Source organism: Pseudophaeobacter profundi (assembly GCF_029697505.1).
GTDB classification, from domain to species: Bacteria; Pseudomonadota; Alphaproteobacteria; order Rhodobacterales; family Rhodobacteraceae; genus Pseudophaeobacter; species Pseudophaeobacter profundi.
Genome location: NZ_JARJEF010000007.1, coordinates 66,533 through 86,890, shown reverse-complemented (window position 1 = coordinate 86,890; position 20,358 = coordinate 66,533). Strand labels below are relative to the sequence as shown.

23 protein-coding genes are annotated in these 20,358 nt (G+C 60.6%); 4 read left to right on the top strand and 19 right to left on the bottom strand.

Translation table 11 applies throughout. The features are described from left to right. Positions 1 to 2: 2 nt before the first annotated feature. The 4 genes from P2081_RS12520 to P2081_RS12505 all read left to right on the top strand — a co-directional run bounded on the left by P2081_RS12520 (position 3) and on the right by P2081_RS12505 (position 3,840). Positions 3 to 722, top strand: a complete 720-nt coding sequence (locus P2081_RS12520; RefSeq protein ID WP_278923209.1) for a helix-turn-helix transcriptional regulator — start codon at positions 3 to 5, stop codon at positions 720 to 722. 118 nt (positions 723 to 840) lie between these two features. Beyond that, a complete protein-coding gene (locus P2081_RS12515) occupies positions 841 to 1,482 on the top strand; it encodes an acyl-homoserine-lactone synthase (RefSeq protein WP_278923208.1) in 642 nt (213 codons plus the stop codon). A gap of 73 nt (positions 1,483 to 1,555) precedes the next feature. Continuing rightward, positions 1,556 to 3,091, top strand: a complete 1,536-nt coding sequence (locus P2081_RS12510; RefSeq protein ID WP_278923207.1) for an ATP-dependent DNA helicase — start codon at positions 1,556 to 1,558, stop codon at positions 3,089 to 3,091. Beyond that, positions 3,088 to 3,840, top strand: a complete 753-nt coding sequence (locus P2081_RS12505) for an SDR family oxidoreductase (RefSeq protein ID WP_278923206.1) — start codon at positions 3,088 to 3,090, stop codon at positions 3,838 to 3,840. Before P2081_RS12510 ends, P2081_RS12505 begins: the two co-directional genes overlap by 4 nt. A 288-nt stretch (positions 3,841 to 4,128) precedes the next feature. Here the strand turns inward: P2081_RS12505 and P2081_RS12500 are convergent, their stop codons facing one another. The 19 genes from P2081_RS12500 to pcaF all read right to left on the bottom strand — a co-directional run bounded on the left by P2081_RS12500 (position 4,129) and on the right by pcaF (position 20,277). Continuing rightward, a complete protein-coding gene (locus tag P2081_RS12500) occupies positions 4,129 to 4,908 on the bottom strand; it encodes a TIGR02186 family protein (protein WP_278923205.1) in 780 nt (259 codons plus the stop codon). A gap of 2 nt (positions 4,909 to 4,910) precedes the next feature. Further along, the gene (locus P2081_RS12495) at positions 4,911 to 5,831 is read right to left on the bottom strand and encodes a sulfite exporter TauE/SafE family protein (RefSeq protein WP_278923204.1); all 921 of its coding nucleotides are present in this window, start codon (positions 5,829 to 5,831) and stop codon (positions 4,911 to 4,913) included. 195 nt (positions 5,832 to 6,026) lie between these two features. Then, entirely contained in the window at positions 6,027 to 6,992 is a 966-nt protein-coding gene (locus P2081_RS12490) for an ABC transporter permease (RefSeq protein WP_278923203.1), read from the bottom strand. Continuing rightward, positions 6,992 to 8,086: an ABC transporter permease gene (locus tag P2081_RS12485; protein WP_278923202.1), complete on the bottom strand. Its 1,095-nt coding sequence runs from the start codon at positions 8,084 to 8,086 to the stop codon at positions 6,992 to 6,994. Before P2081_RS12485 ends, P2081_RS12490 begins: the two co-directional genes overlap by 1 nt. Further along, positions 8,087 to 9,616 (bottom strand): ABC transporter ATP-binding protein, encoded by a 1,530-nt coding sequence (locus tag P2081_RS12480; protein WP_278923201.1) that lies wholly within the window; start codon positions 9,614 to 9,616, stop codon positions 8,087 to 8,089. Beyond that, a complete protein-coding gene (locus tag P2081_RS12475; protein WP_278923200.1) occupies positions 9,613 to 9,852 on the bottom strand; it encodes a hypothetical protein in 240 nt (79 codons plus the stop codon). Before P2081_RS12475 ends, P2081_RS12480 begins: the two co-directional genes overlap by 4 nt. A 16-nt stretch (positions 9,853 to 9,868) precedes the next feature. After that, a complete protein-coding gene (locus P2081_RS12470) occupies positions 9,869 to 10,867 on the bottom strand; it encodes a BMP family lipoprotein (protein WP_278923199.1) in 999 nt (332 codons plus the stop codon). A gap of 169 nt (positions 10,868 to 11,036) precedes the next feature. Next, on the bottom strand, positions 11,037 to 11,462 hold the full coding sequence (rimI, locus tag P2081_RS12465; protein ID WP_278923198.1) for a ribosomal protein S18-alanine N-acetyltransferase: 426 nt from the start codon (positions 11,460 to 11,462) through the stop codon (positions 11,037 to 11,039). Further along, positions 11,455 to 12,078 (bottom strand): tRNA (adenosine(37)-N6)-threonylcarbamoyltransferase complex dimerization subunit type 1 TsaB, encoded by a 624-nt coding sequence (gene tsaB, locus P2081_RS12460; RefSeq protein WP_278923197.1) that lies wholly within the window; start codon positions 12,076 to 12,078, stop codon positions 11,455 to 11,457. The genes rimI and tsaB overlap by 8 nt, the downstream gene beginning before the upstream one ends. Before the next feature lie 102 nt (positions 12,079 to 12,180). Further along, positions 12,181 to 12,744, bottom strand: coding sequence for a NifU family protein (locus P2081_RS12455; RefSeq protein ID WP_232403272.1), 564 nt, complete (start codon positions 12,742 to 12,744; stop codon positions 12,181 to 12,183). A 167-nt stretch (positions 12,745 to 12,911) separates the two neighbouring features. After that, positions 12,912 to 13,367 carry a universal stress protein gene (locus P2081_RS12450; protein ID WP_278923196.1) on the bottom strand — a complete coding sequence of 152 codons (456 nt, stop codon included), beginning with the start codon at positions 13,365 to 13,367 and terminating at the stop codon, positions 12,912 to 12,914. Positions 13,368 to 13,456: 89 nt separating this feature from the next. After that, positions 13,457 to 14,320, bottom strand: coding sequence for a branched-chain amino acid aminotransferase (locus P2081_RS12445; protein WP_278923195.1), 864 nt, complete (start codon positions 14,318 to 14,320; stop codon positions 13,457 to 13,459). A gap of 140 nt (positions 14,321 to 14,460) precedes the next feature. Next, positions 14,461 to 15,225, bottom strand: a complete 765-nt coding sequence (locus P2081_RS12440; protein WP_278923194.1) for a Phenylacetic acid catabolic protein — start codon at positions 15,223 to 15,225, stop codon at positions 14,461 to 14,463. A 25-nt stretch (positions 15,226 to 15,250) separates the two neighbouring features. Beyond that, positions 15,251 to 16,324: a 2Fe-2S iron-sulfur cluster-binding protein gene (locus P2081_RS12435; protein WP_278923193.1), complete on the bottom strand. Its 1,074-nt coding sequence runs from the start codon at positions 16,322 to 16,324 to the stop codon at positions 15,251 to 15,253. Between the two features lie 10 nt (positions 16,325 to 16,334). Continuing rightward, a complete protein-coding gene (paaD, locus tag P2081_RS12430) occupies positions 16,335 to 16,808 on the bottom strand; it encodes a 1,2-phenylacetyl-CoA epoxidase subunit PaaD (protein ID WP_278923192.1) in 474 nt (157 codons plus the stop codon). Between the two features lie 147 nt (positions 16,809 to 16,955). Beyond that, positions 16,956 to 17,729, bottom strand: a complete 774-nt coding sequence (gene paaC / locus P2081_RS12425) for a 1,2-phenylacetyl-CoA epoxidase subunit PaaC (RefSeq protein WP_278923191.1) — start codon at positions 17,727 to 17,729, stop codon at positions 16,956 to 16,958. Next, complete coding sequence (gene paaB / locus P2081_RS12420) at positions 17,729 to 18,013, bottom strand: 1,2-phenylacetyl-CoA epoxidase subunit PaaB (RefSeq protein ID WP_278923190.1); 285 nt, start codon at positions 18,011 to 18,013, stop codon at positions 17,729 to 17,731. The genes paaC and paaB overlap by 1 nt, the downstream gene beginning before the upstream one ends. Positions 18,014 to 18,066: 53 nt before the next feature. Then, positions 18,067 to 19,044 (bottom strand): 1,2-phenylacetyl-CoA epoxidase subunit PaaA, encoded by a 978-nt coding sequence (paaA, locus tag P2081_RS12415; RefSeq protein ID WP_278923189.1) that lies wholly within the window; start codon positions 19,042 to 19,044, stop codon positions 18,067 to 18,069. A gap of 30 nt (positions 19,045 to 19,074) precedes the next feature. Further along, positions 19,075 to 20,277 (bottom strand): 3-oxoadipyl-CoA thiolase, encoded by a 1,203-nt coding sequence (pcaF, locus tag P2081_RS12410; RefSeq protein WP_278923188.1) that lies wholly within the window; start codon positions 20,275 to 20,277, stop codon positions 19,075 to 19,077. Positions 20,278 to 20,358: the final 81 nt, after the last annotated feature.

Sequence of the window (20,358 nt, the reverse complement as noted above, 5' to 3'; positions counted from 1 at the left end):
CGATGGCGACCAACACGGAATTGGACGAAATACTCGAGGCACTGGAGGCAACCACAGCCCTGCCTGGGCTGCAGGCGATCATCGATAGAATCTGTTCCGTTTTTGCGATTGACCATGCCATGTATCACTGGGTCGACAGCGCCGGGGACCATTATTATTTTGGCACCTACCCGCCAGAGTGGACGCAGCTGTATCAGGAGAAGAACTACACGCGCATAGATCCGGTTGTGACGGGTTGCTACCAGCGGTTTCACCCGGTGGATTGGCGTCGTCTTGACTGGTCGCCCAAACCGGTCCGCGAATTTTTCAAGGATGCAATGGAACACGGGGTGGGCAATCAGGGCTATTCGATTCCCATTCGTGGCCCCAATGGCCAGTTTGCGCTGTTCTCGGTTAGTCACCACAGCGATGGTGCTCATTGGGATAAGTTTACCGAACAGCACAGCCGAGATCTGATATTGATCGGGCATTTCCTGAACCGCAAGGCGCTGGAGTTTGAACCGGACCGTGCACCGGAGAAAGCCCAGCCGCTGTCGCCGCGCGAATTGGACGCGCTGACCCTGCTGGGAATTGGTTATAGCCGGGCGCAGGTGGCCCAGACCCTGTCGATTTCCGAGCATACGCTGCGGGTCTATATCGAAAGTGCGCGCTTTAAGCTGGGGGCATTGAACACAACCCATGCAATTGCGCGCGCGGTGAGCTGTGGCATGGTCATTATCTAACGCCTGATTTCAACCGCTTGCGCGCTTGAAGCCCTGTCGGACCTCTCTTGTGGCTTGGGGGGACTCGCTTGGCGCGCGTAGACTCCCCTTGCATTTCTAGCAAAAGGGGACAAATGCTATGCTTCGTTATATCTATGCCGATGACTTGAACGCCCATGCCAAACTGGCACATGCGATGTTTGTTGACCGGGCAGATCAGTTTCAAACCCGGCTGGGCTGGGACGTTCAGGTCGATTACAATGGCGAAGAACGTGACCAGTACGATGCGCTCAACCCGCTTTATGTTATCTGGGAAATGCCGGATGGCAGCCATGGTGGCTCTATGCGGTTTTTGCCGACAACCGGGCCGGTCATGGTCAATGACGTCTTTCCAGAACTTACCGGCGGCAATCCGATTTCAAGCCCGCTGATCTGGGAATGTACCCGATTTTGCCTGTCGCGCGACGCCAGTGGCTCGGTTGCTGGGGCGCTGACGCTGGCGGGGTTGGAAATCATGCGCAACCTGGCCATTCCGCATTTTGCCGGGGTGTTCGATCGCCGCATGGTACGGATCTATCGCAGTCTTGGTTTCAGTCCGGAAATCATCAACTCTATGGGGGCCGGGCGCGACCGTATCAGCCTGGGGTTGTGGGAATACAATGTGCAGGCCTATCACCGGGTGGCGCAGCGGGCAGGGGTCTCGCCGCAGCTCTCGCAGCGGTGGTTTGATCTGTCCCTTGGTTCTACGGTCAACCCCTTGCAGCTGCGCCACGCCGGCTGACAAGCTGCGAAGATCGGGGGCCTGCGGGTCGGTTGCGCTGGCGCAGCCGACCCCGGCGTTATAGGGTCGCGCCATGACAGATTTGACCGTAAAATTCTCCGATGATCAGGCCTCTGCCTTTGACAGTGTCGCCGCCCTGTTGCGTCAGGCGGGGGTCGATCTTGAGGATGGTTTGCTGCAGCCCCCCATGGGCGAGGCAGGGGTCATGGCGGTGATTGGCAAGGCCGGGTCGGGCAAGACGCTTTTGCTGGCGGAATTGTATAAAACGCTGGAAGGCGCAGGGGTCGAGGTGGTCTCTGGCGAATACGAAAGTCGTAAAAAGACAGGTCGCCGCAGTCTGGCGATTCTGGCCCCCACCAACAAGGCGGCAAGCGTGCTGCGCCTGCGCGGGGTGCCAGCCACCACCATTCACCGCATCCTTTATACGCCGGTCTATGATCCCGAATATGAACGGGTTGCCGAATGGCTGGCGGGCAATGGCGAAAAGCCAGAAATCGAAGGGCTGAGCGAAGAGGCCCTGGCCCGCGCCGCGGCCTTTTATGCAACCAATAAATCCATTCCCGGTGCCCTGGCAGTGGCGGGGCTGCGTGGGTCTGATTTCATCACTGGCTGGAAGCGCCGCGAAGATCCGCTTGATATCGGTTTTGTCGATGAGGCCTCGATGCTGGATGATCGCCAGTTTGAAGATCTGAAAGAGATCTTTCCAAATCTGGTGCTCTTTGGGGATCCGGCGCAGCTGGCACCGGTCAATCAATCTGGCTCTATGGTGTTTGAAACCCTGCCACCCGCCCGCCAGTTGGTGTTGCATCGGGTGCACCGCCAAGAGGCGGATAACCCGATTCTGGATCTGGCCCATGCTCTGGCGGACCCGGCGCTGAGCTTTGAAGATTTCGAGCGCATGATCGAAGAGACCGCAGCCCGTGATGACCGGGTGGTCTGGGGCAGCCGGGTCGAGGTGGACCTGATGGCGCGCAGCCCGGTGCTGGTTTGGCGCAATGCCACCCGTATTCGCCTGATCAATGCCTTTCGCGCCGTGCATGGTGCCCCCGCCGATGCCCTGGCCGAAGGGGAACCCTTGATCTGTGATGGTCTTGAATTGCCCCTGAAGCATCGCAAAAAGCGGCTTGACCTGGAGGCGCGCGGCCTGATCAAGGGGGCGCAGGTGGTCTATCTTGGGCCGGGGCGCAAGCCGGGGTTTTCACGCCTGCATGTGATGGGGGCCGAGGATCCGCAGGTTTCCGCCGCTTCGATCGTCAAGATTGAAATGCCGGACGAGGAAGAGCCCTTTATTCCCTATGCGGCCCGTATGGGCGCCACCTTTTTGCATGGGGCGGCGGTGACCATCCACAAGGCCCAGGGTTCTCAGTGGGATACCACCCAGGTCTTTGCACCGGATATCTACGCCGCAGCGCGCATGGGCCGGGTTGAGGCGGGGCAGCCGCTGTGGAAACGTCTGGCCTATGTGGCGATCACGCGAGCGCAGGAACGCCTGATCTGGGTGGTGCGCAACCGCCTGTCCAAGCCAACAGGCCCGCTGCGGGTCGATGATCTGAAGGCCGCCCCGGCTGCTGCCTTGACCCTGGAAATGCAAGAAGAGGCACCACTATGAGCCAAGAGATATCGGCAAAGTCCATTCTGATCACTGGGGCCAGTTCTGGCATTGGGCGGGCGGTGGCAGAGCTATGCCTGAGCAAGGGCTGGCATGTGGGGTTATTGGCGCGCCGTCAATCAGCGCTGGAAGAGGTGGCCTTGGGGCATATCAACGCGACGGTGCTCTCGGCGGATGTAACCGATGCCACGGCGGTGGATCATGCGGTCAATCACTTTGTCATGCAGACCGGGCGTCTGGATGTCTTGTTCAACAATGCCGGGATCTTTACCCCGGCTGGCACCATTGATGAAATCGCGCTGGAAGATTGGTATGCCAGCGTCAATGTGAACCTTAACGGCATGTTTCTGGCAGCCCGGGCGGCCTTTCGCCAGATGCGGCGGCAGTCGCCCCAGGGCGGGCGGATCATCAACAATGGATCCATTGCCGCCCAGGTGCCCCGGCCCAATTCGGCGCCCTATGCGGCGACAAAATCCGCCATTACCGGCCTCACCCGGAGCCTGTCCCTGGATGGGCGCGCCTTTGATATTGCCTGTGGCCAGATTGACATCGGCAATGCCCGCACCCCCATGGTTGAAGATCTAAGCGCCCGCCAGGCGGTGACCGATCCGCAAGGTAGCCCGATGCAGAGCTTTGCGGTGGAAGACGCCGCCCGTTCGGTGCTGCACATGGCAGAGCTGCCACCAGAGGCCAATGTGCAGTTCATGACAGTGATGGCCACCAAAATGCCCTATATCGGTCGCGGCTGAGCCACGCGCCCTTAGGCACCTGCCTTGGGCCCGAGGGCTCTCCCGCCCAGCTGCAAAGCCCTGTCGGGCATGTCAGCCCGTTGGGCCGGGCGCCGCGCTTGCGCGGCGCAAAAGACAGGTGCTGCTGAGAGGTCGTGACGCGGCAGTCTGCCGCATCACGACCATCTTCAGGATCTGTGGATTTGCCGCCGCCTCAAGGGTGAACCGCGCCAAGGCGCGGCCGCCAGAGGCGGCCCTTGACCCGGCGGCAAACAAGTGAGGCCAGCAACTGGGCCAGAGCCCCAGCCCCTAGCTGTTGCGCAGAAGCCGGAAGGCGGCAGAGGCGCCCCAGCCTGCCACAATGGCAATGGCCAGCGACATCAGCCCATAGAGGAAGGGCTGTTCGCGCGACATGCCGTAGAGAAACCGCTCCAGTCCGACCTTGCGCACATCGATGTCGGTCTCAAAGCTGGAGATCACCTCTCCGGCGCGGGTCAGGAGGATGCGGGCGCTATAGAGTCCCTCGGTCACATCGGCGGGCATTTCAATGGCGGTGCGAAACAGGGTTTGCTGATCCACCGCCACAGTGTTTTCACGCAGGGAATACAGCCCCTCTTTTTCGCGGATGCGCACCACAGCCCTGGCAAAATTCTGGGCGTCGCGGATATTCATCGCGGCCCCCACAGACCGGATGGCGCGGGCAATAGAGACCCTATAGCGCAGATCTTCGGTATCTGTGATCGTTTCACGGAAGGGGGCGCTGGTGGCGATGGCATAGAAGCTCGGAGCTGAATCGACGAGGACGCTGTCGGTATTGACCCAGATCCCCATGCGTTTGGCCTTGCGGCGCACAGTGACCGGCGAGGTCGGGCCAGAGACCGCCACGATAACCTGCAGGGGCGGGCCGTCGGGGATTTTGGTTTCGCGTTTGATGGCACCAAAGATCAAGATTTCAGAGCCGTCAAAATTGGCAGTGATGGCAACCCGGTCCTGGCTGAGGCCAAGAACCACCTCTTCCTGGGTGGCATAGCCGGCTGTGGCCAGGGTGAGCAGGGCAAACAGCGCAGGCAAGAGAGTGCGGGAAATCATGGTCAATGCTCCCCGGCGGCGCCAAGCGTGTAGAGTTCATCCGGCATGAGCAATAGGTCGAGCCCCAGTTTGACGCAGACGAAGATGACCATCAGCGCCAAGAGAATGCGCAGCTGTTCGGCCTTGAGATAGACGCCAATGCGGGTGCCAATCTGTGCCCCGACGACGCCGCCGATCAGCAGCAGTACTGCCAGCACGATATCGACGGTCTGATTGGTCGTGGCGTGCAGCATTGTGGTGAAGGCAGTGACAAGAATGATCTGAAACAGCGAGGTGCCGACAACCACCTTTGTTGGCATCCCCAGAATGTAGATCATGGCGGGCACCATGATGAAGCCACCGCCCACCCCCATGATGGCGGTCAGGATGCCAACCAGAAGACCAACCAGAATTGGCGGAATAACTGAAATATAGAGGCCGGAGGTGCGAAACCGCATCTTGAAGGGCAGGGCATGTACCCAGCCGCGTTGACGCCGCAGGGTCTTGGCACCGCCGGCACGTCGGGATTTGAAAATGGCATTGAGGCTCTCAATGAACATGAGGCTGCCAACAATCCCAAGGAAGACGACATAGAAGAGGGTGACCAATAGGTCGACCTGGCCGAGGCTCTTGAGATAGTTGAACACCAATACCCCGACAGCGGCGCCGACCAGGCCGCCCGCCTGCAGAACCATGCCCATCTTGACATCAACCGTTCGCCTTCGGAAATGCGCCAGCACACCAGAAAAAGAAGACGCAACGATCTGGTTGGCACCCGTAGCGACGGCAACCGCAGGCGGGATGCCGATGAAAAACAATATGGGGGTCAACAAAAAGCCGCCACCCACGCCAAACATGCCGGAAAGAATGCCCACGATGCCGCCAGCGCTGAGCAGGAGGAAGGCGTTGCCCGAAACTTCGGCGATGGGAAGATAGACTTGCATACATAGGTTAGAGCGCAGGGCCACAAAAAAATCAACTGAGGATGCCGCTTTGCAGCAGGCAGGACTGATTTTAAAAAGGAAACTGGACCTATCCCCGACTCTGCACGCATTGGGGAAGGGGCGATCGGCAGGGTAAATAAAAGGCCCGCAACCAGGGGTGGTGCGGGCCTTGCAAATTGTATCAGACAGGGCGGCTTAGCGCTCTTTCACATAGGGTTCGCCACCAGATCGCGGTGGGATTGCCTTGCCGACAAACCCCGCCAGAATCACCACGGTCAGGATATAGGGCAGGGCGTCCATCACCTGCACCGGGATGGTCACAGAGCCCAGTTCGATATTCTGGAACCGTAGGGCCACGGCCTGCAGCAGACCAAACAGCAGACAGGCCCCCATCGCCTGCCAGGGCCGCCATTTGGCAAAGATCAGCGCCGCCAGGGCGATAAAACCGCGCCCGGCAGTCATATCTTTGACAAAGCCCGCCTGCAGCGCGGTGGCCAGATAGGCGCCGGCAATACCGCAGAGCAGGCCACAGATGGCAACGGCGGCAAAGCGCAGTCCAATGACGGAAACGCCAGCGGTATCCACCGCAGCCGGGTTTTCCCCCACCGCGCGCAGGCGCAGGCCAAAGCGGGTCCGGTAGAGGATCCACCAAGTTGCGGGCACTGCCAGAAATGCCAGATAGACCAGGATGGAATGCCCCGAGAGCAGTTCGGAATAGATCGGGCCAAATATCGGCACATCGCGCAGACTGTCGGCAAAGGGAAAGGTGAGGGGGCCAAAGCGACCCTCGGTCAGCAGCGAGGGCGTGCGCCCGCCCTGTTTGAACCAATCCTGCGCGATCAACACGGTCAAACCTGCGGCAAGAAAGTTGATGGCCACGCCGGAAATCAGCTGATTTCCACGAAAGGTGATCGAGGCAAGCCCATGCAGCGCCGAAAGCAGCATTGATGCGGCGATCCCGGCCAGAAGGCCCAGCCAGACATTGCCAGTCACCGCAGCAACAGCCGCAGAGAAGAACGCCGCCATCAACATCTTGCCTTCCAGGCCAATATCAAAAATACCGGCCCGTTCCGAATAGAGCCCGGCAAGACAGGCCAGCAACAGCGGCGTGGCCAGGCGGACGGTGCTGTCCAGCACCTGAATCAGAGTGATGAAATCCATCAGTTGCTCTCCTTGCGCAGGGCCAGGAAGATCCGTTCAAGCGGGATGCGCACCATATTGTCCAACGCCCCGGTGAACAGGATGACAAGCGCCTGGATCACCACGATCAGTTCGCGCGGGATATTGGTCCAGAGTGCCAGTTCAGCGCCGCCCTGATAGAGAAAGCCAAACAGGATCGCGGCCAGAAAGACGCCAAAGGGGTGGTTGCGCCCCATCAAGGCGACGGCGATGCCGATGAAGCCGGCGCCTTCTGTCGCGTTGAGCACCAGGCGCTCGGCCTCGCCCATGACGTTATTGATTGCCATCATTCCGGCCAATGCGCCCGAGATCATCATGGTGATGATGGTGATTTTCACTGGTGAAATCCCGGCGTAGCGGGCGCCTGCCTCGGATTTGCCAAAGGCGCGGATTTCAAACCCCAGCGGGGTGCGCCAGATCAGCAGCCAGACCGCCAGGCAGGCGGCAATGGCCACCAGCAGGCTGACATTGGCAGGGGCCGATTTTGAAAAGGCAATGCCAAGCGGCGTCAGCAATTCATGCAGCGTGGGCAGATGTATCGTATCACTGAACCGGGCCGAGGCCGGATCCATCGAACTGGGGGGCTTCAGCACGTTTACCAGCACATAGTTCAGTACCGCAGCGGCGATGAAGTTGAACATGATGGTGGTGATGACGATGTGACTGCCGCGTTTGGCTTGCAGATAGGCCGGGATGGCCGCCCAGGCAGCACCAAACAGGCCTGCACCCAGGGTGGCAAACAGCAGCGCCAGCGTCCAGTGCGGCCAGGGAATGAACAGGCAGATCAGCGCGACGCCCAACCCACCAAGCATGGCCTGACCTTCGCCGCCGATATTGAACAATCCGGCATGGGCTGCAACTGCAACCGCCAAGCCCGTGAACATGAAGTTGGTGGCGTAATACAGCGTGTAGCCCCAGCCATAGCTGGAGCCAAGCGCCCCATCAACCATGAGCTTGACCGCCGCAGCAGGGTCTTCGCCAATCGCAAGGATCACCAGCGCCGAAAGGCCGGCAGCCAGCAGCAGGCTGATCAAGGGGATAAGCACGACATCGGCCCATTTAGGCATTTTTTCCATTTACGCCGCCTCCCCCGCGACACCGGCCATCATCAGGCCCAGCTCTTTCTCATCGGTTTGGTCGACGGCACGTTCGCCCATGATCCTGCCATCAAACATCACCGCAACGCGGTCGGCCAGCGACAGGATCTCTTCCAGCTCGACCGAGACCAGCAGGATCGCCTTGCCCTGATCGCGCAGCGCGACGATTTGTTTGTGAATGAATTCAATGGCACCAATGTCGACGCCACGGGTGGGCTGACCAATCAGCAGCAGATCCGGGTTGCGCTCAATCTCGCGGGCGACCACGATTTTCTGCTGGTTGCCGCCAGAAAAGCTCTTGGCGTCAAGCCAGGGATCCGGGGGGCGGACGTCAAACTTGGCCATCTTCGCCTCGGTATCGGCGCGCAGGGCGGCGTTGTTCATCAATAGCCCTTTTTGGTATTCCGGCGCGTGGTGGTAGCCAAAGGCGACGTTTTCCCAGGCATGAAAGCCCATGATCAGCCCCTCGCTTTGCCGATCTTCCGGCACATGTGCCACATGCGCGGCGCGGCGGGCACGGGCATCAGATCCGGCCCCCTGCAGCGGCAGATCCACCCCGTTGAGCCGGATCGCACCTTCGCCGCTGCGCATACCGCCCAGCACCTCTAGCAGTTCCGACTGGCCATTGCCTGCGACCCCTGCGATGCCCATGATTTCCCCGGCGCGCAGGGTCAGGTCGATCCCCTTGAGGCGCTCGACGCCAGCCTCGTCCACCACGCGTAGCTGTTCGATTTCCAGGATCGGTTTGCCGGGTTTGGCAGGTACTTTATCAACCCGCAGCAACACCTTGCGGCCTACCATCAGCTCGGCCAGATGTTCTGGGCTGGTCTCGGCTGTTTTAACCGTGGCAGTCATCTGACCACGCCGCATGACGGAAACGGTGTCGGTGGCATCCATGATTTCGCGCAGCTTGTGGGTGATCAGGATGATGGTTTTGCCCTCGGCCCGCAGCCGGTCCAGAATGCGAAACAGCTGGTCGGCCTCGGGCGGGGTCAGCACCCCGGTTGGCTCATCCAGGATCAGGATGTCGGCCTGACGATACAGCGCCTTGAGGATCTCTACCCGCTGCTGCATGCCCACGCCGATTTCATCAATGCGCTTGTCCGGGTCGACATGCAGTTCATATTCGGCGGCAAGCTCTTTGAGGATCTTGCGGGCCTTGGACAGCGATGGCATCAACAAGCCGCCGTCTTCGGCACCTAGCACAATGTTTTCCAGCACGGTGAAGTTTTCCACCAGCTTGAAGTGCTGAAATACCATGCCGATGCCCGCTGCGATAGCGGCCTGGCTGTCGGGGATTTCGGTGCGGTTGCCGTTGATCCAGATCTCCCCCTTATCGGCTTTGTAAAAGCCGTAGAGGATGCTCATCAGGGTGGATTTTCCAGCGCCATTCTCCCCGATTATACCGTGGATGGTACCGGGGGCGACGCGGATGGAGATATCTTTGTTTGCTTGAACCGGGCCAAAGGATTTTGAAATCCCTTTGAGTTCGATGGCGGGGGCAGTCAATCGGGCTCTCCCATGCGTGAAAATCCGATCATGGGGCATCGTTTGGATGCAGGATGTCGCGCCGCATTGGCGGGATCCATGGCCAAAGACACAGCCAGCTGCCCCGGCTTGGGCATCGGCGCGTTTCGATCAGAGGAATTGATGTTGAACCCAATTGCCGCCTGCCACTGGATGGCAGGCGCATCAGGCGATGGGGGACCCCAGGCCGAAAACAAGGTATGAAGACACATTGTCATGGCCTGGGGTCTTTGCTTAGAACTTCAGCGCAGGGCAGCTGTTGTCGGCATAGTAAGAGACAACTTCAATCTCGCCGTCGATGATCTTCTGGCGCGCGGCGTCAACGGCGGCCTTCATTTCATCGGTGATCAGGTCTGCGTTATATTCATCCAGCGCATAGCCGACGCCATCGTCGGCCAGACCCATGGAGAAGACACCAGTCTCGACGGCTTCGCCTGCGATCATCGCATCATAGACGGCGACGTCGACGCGTTTCAGCATCGAAGTCAGGACCTTGCCTGGGTGCAGGTGGTTCTGGTTGCTGTCGACGCCGATCGACAGGATGTTTTCGTCCGCAGCAGTTTGCAGCACGCCAACGCCAGTCCCGCCAGCGGCGGCATAGATCACATCAGCGCCCTGGCTGATCTGCGCCTTGGTCAGTTCAGAGCCTTTGACCGGGTCATTCCAGGCGGCAGGTGTGGTGCCGGTCATGTTGGCAATGATCTTTGCATCGGGGTTCACCGCCTTGACGCCCTGGGCGTAGCCACAGCCAAAGTGGCGGATCAGGGGCACATCCATGCCGCCAACAAAGCCAACCGTGTCGGTCTTGGAGGCCATCGCCGCCATCATGCCAACCAGATAAGAGCCTTCGTGTTCGGCAAAGCCAACCTGACGGATATTGGGGACATCCAGCCAGGTTACGTCGATCACGACGAATTTGGTGTCAGGATAGTCCGGCGCAACCGAGCTGAGCGGATCGGCCATGCCAAAGCCCATGGTGACGATGGGGTTGGCACCAGCCTCTGCAAAGCGGCGCAGCGCTTGTTCCCGCTGGGCTTCGGACTGGAGTTCAATTTCGCGGAACGAGCCGCCGGTTTCCTCGGCCCACCGCTGAGCACCGCCAAAGGCCGCTTCGTTAAAGCTCTTGTCGAACTTGCCGCCCAGATCAAAGATCAGCGCAGGTTCGGCCAGGGCAGCGCCCGCAGTCAGAGCCAGCGTCGCAGCTGCGCCCATCAGGGATTTCATCAGCGTCATAAAGGTACTCCCGGTTTGTTATTCCGCACGGTGGCCCGTTGCGGTCCGCCAGAGCAGACCTGATTGGCCCCACAGGGTGTGTTATAAAAAGGTGTGGCAATTTAGCCCTTTGCGCAGGTAGGGGGTCAACCGCTTTTTGACCAATCGGTGCGAAATCCGTGCGGCTTGCCTAACGTAACCCTCTTTGCATCACGATCGCGTCGACCGAAGTGCCATTTCTGCGCGGATAATAACCCCGGCGTCGGCCGCAGACGGCGAATCCCTCGCTTTCGTACAGCGAGAGCGCCGGGGCATTGTCGGCGGCCACTTCCAGGAAGCTCTCTGTTGCGCCGCGCAGCTTGGCCTGGGCCTGCCAGGTTTGCATCACGGCGCGGCCCAGCCCCTGGCGTTGATGCGCCGGGTGGGTGGCAAGGGTCAGCAGCTCGGCTTCATCCGCGACAAGCCGCACCAGGGCAAAGGCGCGGGCATCACCACAGGCCAGCACCAGCGGGCTGTCCAGCAGGGCGGTGAATTCCGCTTGCGACCAAGGGCGCGATTGGGTGAAGGCGGCAGCATGGATCTGCGCCATCTGCTGTGGGGTCAGCGGATCAGCCATCAATCAATTGCGGTGGCACATCGCGGGCCGGGGCCGCATCGGCGGCGCGCAGATACAGCGGTGCAGGGGGGGCGATCTCGGTCAGGGTATCGGTCTCTAGATGTGCCAGATAGCGGCGGCAGGCCTGTTTTGCGATCTGCTGCGCCAAGCCTGCGGGAGAAGCCTCAGGCGCGAAGCTCAGCCCGGCGCTGCGGGCGGCGTCTTCGGCCTCTGTCTCGGGCATCAGACGCGGCGCATTCTCGCCGGGCAGTTGGGCGTAGACCTGGCCACGGGGCGCGGGCACCGCTGCCAGGCTGCCGCTACGCGCACGGGCGTCAAACCCCGAGACGCCAATTGCAGGCACCTCCAGCCCCAGAGCAAGACCACGGGCGGCAGAAACTGCAATGCGGATGCCAGTGAAGTTTCCAGGTCCGACCCCAACCCCGATGGCATCCAGGTCGGACCAGCTCTGGCCCGTCTCGGTTAGGATCTCTTCGATCAGCGGCATCAACCGTTCTGCCTGGCCGCGTGTGTGGGCTTCAAAACGTTCTGCCAGCACCACATCACCTTGCAGCAAAGCGGCCGCGCAATGCGCGGCCGAGGTGTCAAAGCCAAGAATCAGGGGCTTGGGGCCCATCCGATTTTCCTTTCAGGTTGCGCGCCAGTGGTCCGCAGCTGTTCGGCAGTGCCTGATCTCCCGATGGCCCGATCAGGCGACACCAGGTCAAACGGCGACAGGTCAAACGGCGACGGGGCGCACTTCGGTGACTTCGGGAATATAGTGGCGCAACAGGTTTTCGATGCCCATTTTCAGCGTCAAGGTCGACGAAGGGCAGCCCGCGCAGGCCCCCTGCATATGCAGGTAAACAACACCGCGATCAAAGCCGTGGAAGGTGATATCCCCGCCATCCTGGGCCACGGCAGGGCGCACGCGGCTGTCCAGCAATTCTTTGATCTGGTCGACGATTTCGCCGTTCTCACCGCTGTGTTCTGCATGGCCAGAGGCCTGTTCGCCGCCTGCATCCACAATGGGTTGGCCGGATTGATAGTGCTCCATGATGGCGCCCAGGATGGCGGGTTTGATATGGTCCCACTCCACGGTATCCGCTTTGGTTACAGTGACAAAATCATTGCCAAAGAAGACGCCGTTCACGCCCGAGACAGCAAAGATGCGCGTCGCCAGCGGCGAGCTGCCGGCGGTGTCGGCGCTGGGGAAATCAGCGGTTCCTGCGTCCAGAACGGTCTGACCCGGCAGGAATTTCAGCGTCGCCGGATTGGGCGTGGATTCGGTCTGAATAAACATTGGGGCCTCCAAGAATTATCTGGTCGATATGCGCCCCGAGGGGCATCAAGTCAAGGTTTAGAATTATTCTAAGTTTGTAGGCGCCGCCTGGCAAGTGCTTTTTCCCCTACGCCCGCCAGCATGTCACAGCCCGCCCAGGCCAAGGCCGCGACCAGTGGTTGCGGCGCTTAGGTGATGGCATCCAGGCGGTCTTTCGACAGATCGCCGGGCACGATGGTGATTGGCACCTGTAGGCTGCCCGAGGATTTGCTGAGCTGGGTAACCAGCGGGCCGGGGCCTTTGCGGTCGTTCCCCGCCCCCAGAACCAGCACGCCAATTTCGGTATCGGCTTCGATCTGGGCCATGATTTCAGGCACGGCTTCGCCTTCGCGGATGATCAGTTCAGGGTCTACCCCCTGCCGATCCCGCATCCATTTGGCGAAGACTTCAAAATGGGCGTGAATGCGTTCCCGCGCCTCTTCACGCATGACTTCTCCGACGCCAATCCAGTGATTGAACTCATCCGGTGGGATGACGGACAGGATGGCGACACCTCCGCCGGTCTTTGCTGCGCGCATGGCGGCAAAGCGCATGGCATTCAGACATTCACGGCTGTCATCAAGTACAACAAGGAATTTGCGCATGTTTAGCCTCTGGTTGATCTGGCAGGGATCATGCCGCAATCGGGGCTGCGCAACAATAGCCATGACACAGAAGCCTGTCGCGCCCCCTGTCAGCTATTGCTGGCGGCCCAGTCCCAGTACAGCGCACGGGTGCGTTTTGCCACTGGCCCCACCGGATAGCTGCAGCTGTCAAAGGCGGTCACGGGGGTTACCTTGCTCATATTGCCAGACATGAAGACTTCATCCGCGTCTTCAAAATCCTGATAGCCAAGCACGGTTTCATGCACGGTGACGCCGTCTGCCCGCAGGTTGGCGATATGGCGTGCGCGGGTGATCCCGGCCAGAAAAGTGCCATTTGCGATCGGGGTAAAGACCTCACCATCGCGCACCATAAAGATGTTGGCAGTGGCTGTTTCCGCCACATTGCCCATGGTATCCAGGGCCAGCGCATTGCTGAAACCCTTGTTGCGGGCTTCGCGCAACATCCGGGCATTGTTGGGATAGAGGCAGCCGGCCTTGGCGTTGACCACGGCGTTTTCCAGCAGCGGTCTGCGGAACTGGGTGCGGGTCAGGGTTGCGCTCGCCTCTGCCGGGGCCATGGGGATTTCTTCCAGGCAGAGCGCAAATTCGGTGCTGTCTGCTGCCGGAGCGATCAGCGTGGCATCGCCATTTGTGGCCCAGTACATCGGGCGAATATAGACCGCCGCGCCGGGGGCAAACCCTTTCAGGCCTTCCAGCGCGATTTCGACCATATCGCTGGTCTGAATGGTGGGTGTCATCATCAGGGCCTCGGCCGAGGCATTGGTCCGGGCGCAGTGCAGATCCAGATCCGGGGTCATGCCCTCAAAAAGGCGCGCCCCGTCAAACACGGAGGAGCCCAGCCACATGGCGTGATCCGCCGCCTTGAGCACCGCCAGATCGCCGTCATGCCAGCTTCCCTGAAAATAGGTGCGAATGGTTTTGCTTATGGCCATGGTCTTTCCCCCGTCAGTATGTGCTGCAAAACTAGGCATTAGAAGGTCAGAGGGCCAGACCTTTTTTCCGCCCCGCCTGCCATATCTCTGCCCCGTTGAAGGGGCCATCAAGGGGCAGGCGGGCCAGAGCTATGGCACCGCTATGCGGCGGGCGGTGTGAGGCCCAGCTGTGTCACCAGAGCACCGGCTTCTGCCTGCCAGCGGGTCTTGAGCACCTCATTGGGGGTGCGGCGCAGGCCAAGGGCTTGCAGGCCTTCAAAGGCGGCAGAGTCTTCGGTGCCAAAACTGGCGGCGACCCGTGGCCACCAATAGTCGATACTGTCTTGTAGCCCGGCTGGGCCGTTGGTCTTGATCCGCCAGGCCAGCCCCTTTTCGGCGAGATCGGCATGATGGGCTTCGACCGGGGCTACAGCGCGAAAGGCTTCGGCCAGGGGCTGATAGGAGATCAGCGAAAACTCAGCCAGTTGCAGTGTGACGGCGCGCCCCATCAACAGGTTCATCACCACCGCATCGTCCCAGCCCTGCAGCGGGTAGTTGAAGACCGCCAGCCGCATATCATGATCCGAGCGACGCTGGCCGATATCGGCGCTGCGCGCCAGCCGGGCGGTCCAGGGGTGATGATCGGCATAGCGTTTGGTATCGGCGCCAAAGGTTCCCATGATGGCCAGCACCCGGTCGGCATTACCGCTCTTTTCCATCACGATTTTGGCGGCTGCAATGCGCGCCTTGATGCCGGGGCCCTGGTTTATCACCTCGGCGAAACCCGCCGCGCCGGCCAGTTCGCTGTCCACGAAGGTTGCCATCAGTTTCAACAGCGCCGCACGGTAGCGCGGCGGCACATTGGCAGGATTGCTCAGCATGCCGCCCTGGGCCAGGTAGCTTTCGATGCTCATGTCTTCGGCCATTGGGTCTCCCTCCCTATTGAACGCGTTATTGATCGTAATCGACAACAACCTTATCGGTCACTGGAAAGGCCTGGCAGGACAGGACATAGCCCTTCTCGACCTCGTAATCTTCAAGCGCATGGTTGGCGACCATCTCTACCTCGCCCTCGATCACCTTGCAGCGACAGGTGGAGCAGACCCCGGCCTTGCAGGCGTAGGGCGCGTCCATGGCGTTTTCCAGCGCCGCATCCAGCAGCGTTGTGTCCTTGCCCATCTGCACGGTCTGGGTGGCGCCATCCAGGGTGATGGCGGCGCTTGTCTGATTGTCGCGGCTGGCTGCAGTGCCGCCGTTGGCCTTGCGTTTGGCCCGCCCTGGCTGGGCGCTGGCAAACAGCTCAAACTTGATCTGCGCTTCCTCCAGCCCGGCGTCGCGCAGGGCAGCGGCGATGCCGAGCATCATGGGCTCGGGGCCACAAATGAAGGCGGTGTCGACCGATTTGATGTCAATCCAGTTCTCAAACAGCTGCGCGCATTTTTCCTGCGTGACCAAGCCGGTGAACAGATCAATGTCCTGGGCGTCGGATTCCAGAATATGGATGACGTTGAACCGCCCCATATACAGGTTTTTCAGATCTTCCAGCTCTTCGCGGAACATGATCGTATTGACGCCCCGGTTGGCGTAGACCAGCGTGAAGGATGCGTTTGGCTCGGCTGCGAGGGTGGTTTTCAGGATCGACAGCACCGGGGTGACACCAGACCCACCAGCAAAGCCAAGATAGTTTTTATGGCTTGCCGCATCCAGCGGCGTAAAGAAACTGCCCATGGGCGGCATGGCTTCGATCTTGTCGCCTGGCTTCAGTTCGGTATTGGCCCAGGTCGAAAAGGCTCCGCCATCCACCCGTTTGATGCCAACCTGCAGGATGCCGTCGTCTTTGCCTGCACAGATCGAATAGCTGCGTCGCAGTTCTTCGCCGTCAAAATCGCGACGAAAGGTCAGGTACTGGCCTTGGGTGAAATCAAAGTCGCCTTCGGCGTCTGCGCTGGGTTTCAGCGAGACGACAACCGCATCGCGGATAGTTTTGCGGACATCGGTAACGTCGAGTTGGTGGAAGCGCGCCATGGAGCTCTCCTCAGATGCACTTGAAATAATCAAAGGGTTCAAGACAGTCCTGGCAACGCCAGTGTGCCTTACAGGGGGTAGAGCCGAACTGGCTCACACGGGTGACATTCTTGCTTTGGCAATTGGGGCAGCGTTCCGGGCCACCCGCCGCCTGGGGCGGCGCAATGCCATAGTCTTCCAGCTTGGCGCGGCCCTTCTGGGACATCCAGTCGGTGGTCCAGGCGGGTGAAATCTGGGTTTTCAGCTGGATCTTGTCGATCCCTCGGTCCCGCAGCGCGGTTTCGATATCAAGATTGATGATCGCCGTTGCCGGGCAGCCGGAATAGGTCGGCGTGACAGAGACCACAAGCGTGTCGTCTTGCCATTCAACGCCGCGAATGATGCCCAGATCGACCAGGCTGATCACCGGGATTTCCGGGTCTGGCACCGCGTCGAGCCATTCCCAGATCTGGTCTGTGCTTGGTTTTTCGAAGACTTGATTCATGCGATCCATCCTTGGATATGCCCACCCGACCGATAGGTCGGGCAGCACCCGTCCACCCCTGCCAAGCCGGAGGTTTGCCCCCGGCAAAACGGCGGGCGATTTGCTTCCGCCCGCGGACATGCGCTGCCCTATGCGTTCACTTTCGATCTACCAGCTGGCGCCGGGATAGGCGCGTTGCAGCCATTGCATATGGGTCAACAGATGCCCCAGGTGTTCGGTATGCATGGCGCCGGTGCGCCCCCCCTTATGGGCGAAGCGGCTGTCGGGAACGGTCAGCGTTGCATCCCCCAGAACCCGCAGGATCAGCGCGTCATAATCGCTGCGCAAGGCGGCCGGATCCGGTGCGATGCCCGCGTCGACCATGGCCGCATCGACAGCGTCTGATGTGAACATTTCGCCGACATAGGGCCAGAGGTAGTCCAGAGCCGCCTGCATGAAACCATGGCTTTCCTCGGTACCGTCGCCCAGTCCCACAACCGTATCGGCAGAGCGCTCCAGGTGGTAGGCCACCTCTTTCGAGGTCTTTGCGGCAATGGCGGCGATGCGCGGATCTGAAGATTTCATCAGATGGCCCAGCTGGATCGAATGCCAGGCATCAAACAGGAACTGGCGCATCAGGGTGCGGCCAAAATCCTCGTTTGGAACCTCGACCAGCAGCACATTGCGAAAATCCCAGACATCACGCAGAAACGCCAGATCGTCAGCGGATTTGCCTGCGCCCTGCACCTCTCCGGCGAGGCCCAGCCACATCTGGGTCTGACCAATCAGATCCAGTGCGGTATTGGCCAGGGCAATATCTTCTTCCAGCACCGGCGCATGGCCGCACCATTCGCTGACCCGGTGCCCCAGGATCAGGGTGTTGTCGCCCATGCGCAGCAGGAACTGGAACAGGGCCTCATCTTGCGTAAGCGTCGCGGCCATTACATTGCCCCCACTTCATCGGGGATGTCAAAGAACGTGGGGTGACGGTAGACCTTGCTCTCGGAAGGTTCATACAGCGGACCCTTGTCGCTGGGCGAAGAGGCGGCGATATGGTTGGCTTCGACCACCCAGATCGACACGCCCTCATTGCGGCGGGTATAGACATCGCGGGCATTCTTGATCGCCATTTCCGCATCCGGCGCATGCAGGCTGCCGACGTGACGGTGGCTTAGACCATGCTGGCCACGGATGAAGACTTCCCAGAGGGGCCATTCGTTTTTCATAGCTCAGTTCTCCTGGCTGTGCGGTCCTGCGCGAGGGGCAGGGAGGCGGTTGTTTACTCGGCGGCGACCTTGCGGGCGGCCGTCTTGCGGGCATGGGCCAGCAAGCCATCGCGCACCCACTGGCCGTCTTGCCAGGCTTTGTTGCGCGCTGCGAGCCGGTCGGTGTTGCAGGGGCCATTGCCCTGGATCACATCAAAGAATTCGTCCCAATCGGGATCGGAATAGTCATAGTGACCGCGCTCTTCGTTCCATTTGATGCCAGCGTCTGGCAGATCGAGCCCCAAGAATTCGATCTGCGGCACTGTCTGGTCGACGAATTTCTGGCGCAGCTCGTCATTGGTGTTCATCTTGATCTTCCAGGCCATCGACTGGGTCGAGTGCACGGAATCGGCATCTGACGGCCCAAACATCATCAGAGCCGGGAACCACAGCCGGTTGAGCGCGTCCTGTGCCATTTTCTTTTGCGCGGGTGTGCCATTGGCCATCTTGCGGATCACATCAAAGCCCTGGCGCGCATGGAAGCTCTCTTCTTTGCAGACCCGGATCATGGCGCGCGAATAGGGACCAAAGGAGGTCCGTTGCAGCGGCACCTGGTTCAAAATGGCCGCGCCATCCACCAACCAGCCCACCGCGCCCATATCGGCCCAGTTCAGGGTTGGATAGTTGAAGATGGAGGAGTATTTCATCCGCCCATCCAGCAGCATCTCGGTCAGCTCATCGCGCGATACGCCCAGCGTTTCTGCGGCACAATAGAGATAGAGACCGTGGCCAGCCTCGTCCTGCACCTTGGCCAGCAGGATCGCCTTGCGTTCCAGTGTCGGCGCGCGGGTGATCCAGTTGCCTTCGGGCAGCTGGCCGACAATTTCCGAATGGGCGTGCTGACCGATCTGGCGGATCAGGGTCTTGCGATAGCCCGCAGGCATCCAGTCCTTGGGCTCGATCTTTTCGCCGGCATCAATGCGGGCCTGAAAGGCGGCCAGCTTTTCCGGATCATCCGTTGAGGCTTCGGATTTGACCATCTGTGCATACATGACTTGCTCCTCCCGGTTGGGGTTACTGGCTTAGACGCGTTCCAGGATCAGGGCGGTGCCCTGACCGACACCAACGCACATGGTGCAGAGCGCGTAGCGCCCGCCGGTGCGTTGCAACTGATAGGCGGCGGTCAGCACCAGACGGGCACCGGACATGCCGAGCGGATGGCCAAGGGCGATGGCGCCACCATTGGGGTTAACATGGGGGGCGTCATCGGCAATTCCAAGTTCCCGAAGGGTCGCCAGGCCTTGACTCGCAAAGGCCTCGTTCAATTCTATCACATCCATCTGTTCGATGGTCAGGCCAGTGCGGGCCAGGACCTTGCGGGTGGCGGGCACCGGGCCGATGCCCATGATACGGGGTTCAACCCCGGCGGCGGCCATGCCGACGATGCGGGCCATGGGCTTCAGCCCGTTCTTGGCGGCGGCGGCCTCGTTCGCCATCAAGATAGCGGCGGCACCATCATTGACGCCCGAGGCATTGCCGGCAGTCACTGTCAGATCAGGGCCATTGACGCCCTTCAGCTTGGCGAGTTTGTCAGCGTCTGTGCCGGGGCGGGGGTGTTCATCGGTGTCGACGATCAGCGCCTCGCCCTTGCGCTGGGGCACAGATACAGGCGTGATCTCATCGCCAAAGACACCTGCGGCATGCGCGGCGGCCCAACGGGCCTGGCTGCGGGCGGCAAAGGCATCCTGGTCGGCGCGGTTGATGCCATAATCGGCGGCGACATTATCTGCGGTCTGTGGCATCGAGTCGGTGCCATACAGCGCCTGCATTTTCTTGTTCACAAAGCGCCAGCCGATAGTGGTGTCATAAACGGCATTGGCGCGGGTAAAGGCGGATGTGGCCTTGGGCATGACAAAGGGCGCCCGGCTCATGCTTTCGACCCCGCCTGCGATGGCCATGTCATAATCGCCTGCGCGGATCCCACGGGAGGCCATGCCAACCGCATCCATGCCAGAGGCGCAGAGCCGGTTGATTGTGGTGCCGGGCACATCCACGGGCAGGCCGGCCAGCAGGGCGGCCATACGGGCCACATTGCGATTGCTTTCGCCAGCCTGGTTGGCATCGCCAAAGATCACATCATCGATGCTGGCCCAATCGACCTGCGGATTGCGGGCGGCCAGCGCGGCGATTGGCGCGGCCGCCAAATCATCGGTGCGAACCTGGGATAGGGCGCCGCCGTAGCGGCCAATGGGGGTGCGGGTGGCATCGCAGATGAATGCATCCATGGTGAGCGCGTCTCCTGATCTGTTGGCTGAATAAGCCGACCGTTGGGTCGGTGTTAAGCCTATCGCCGATTCGAGGCAAGT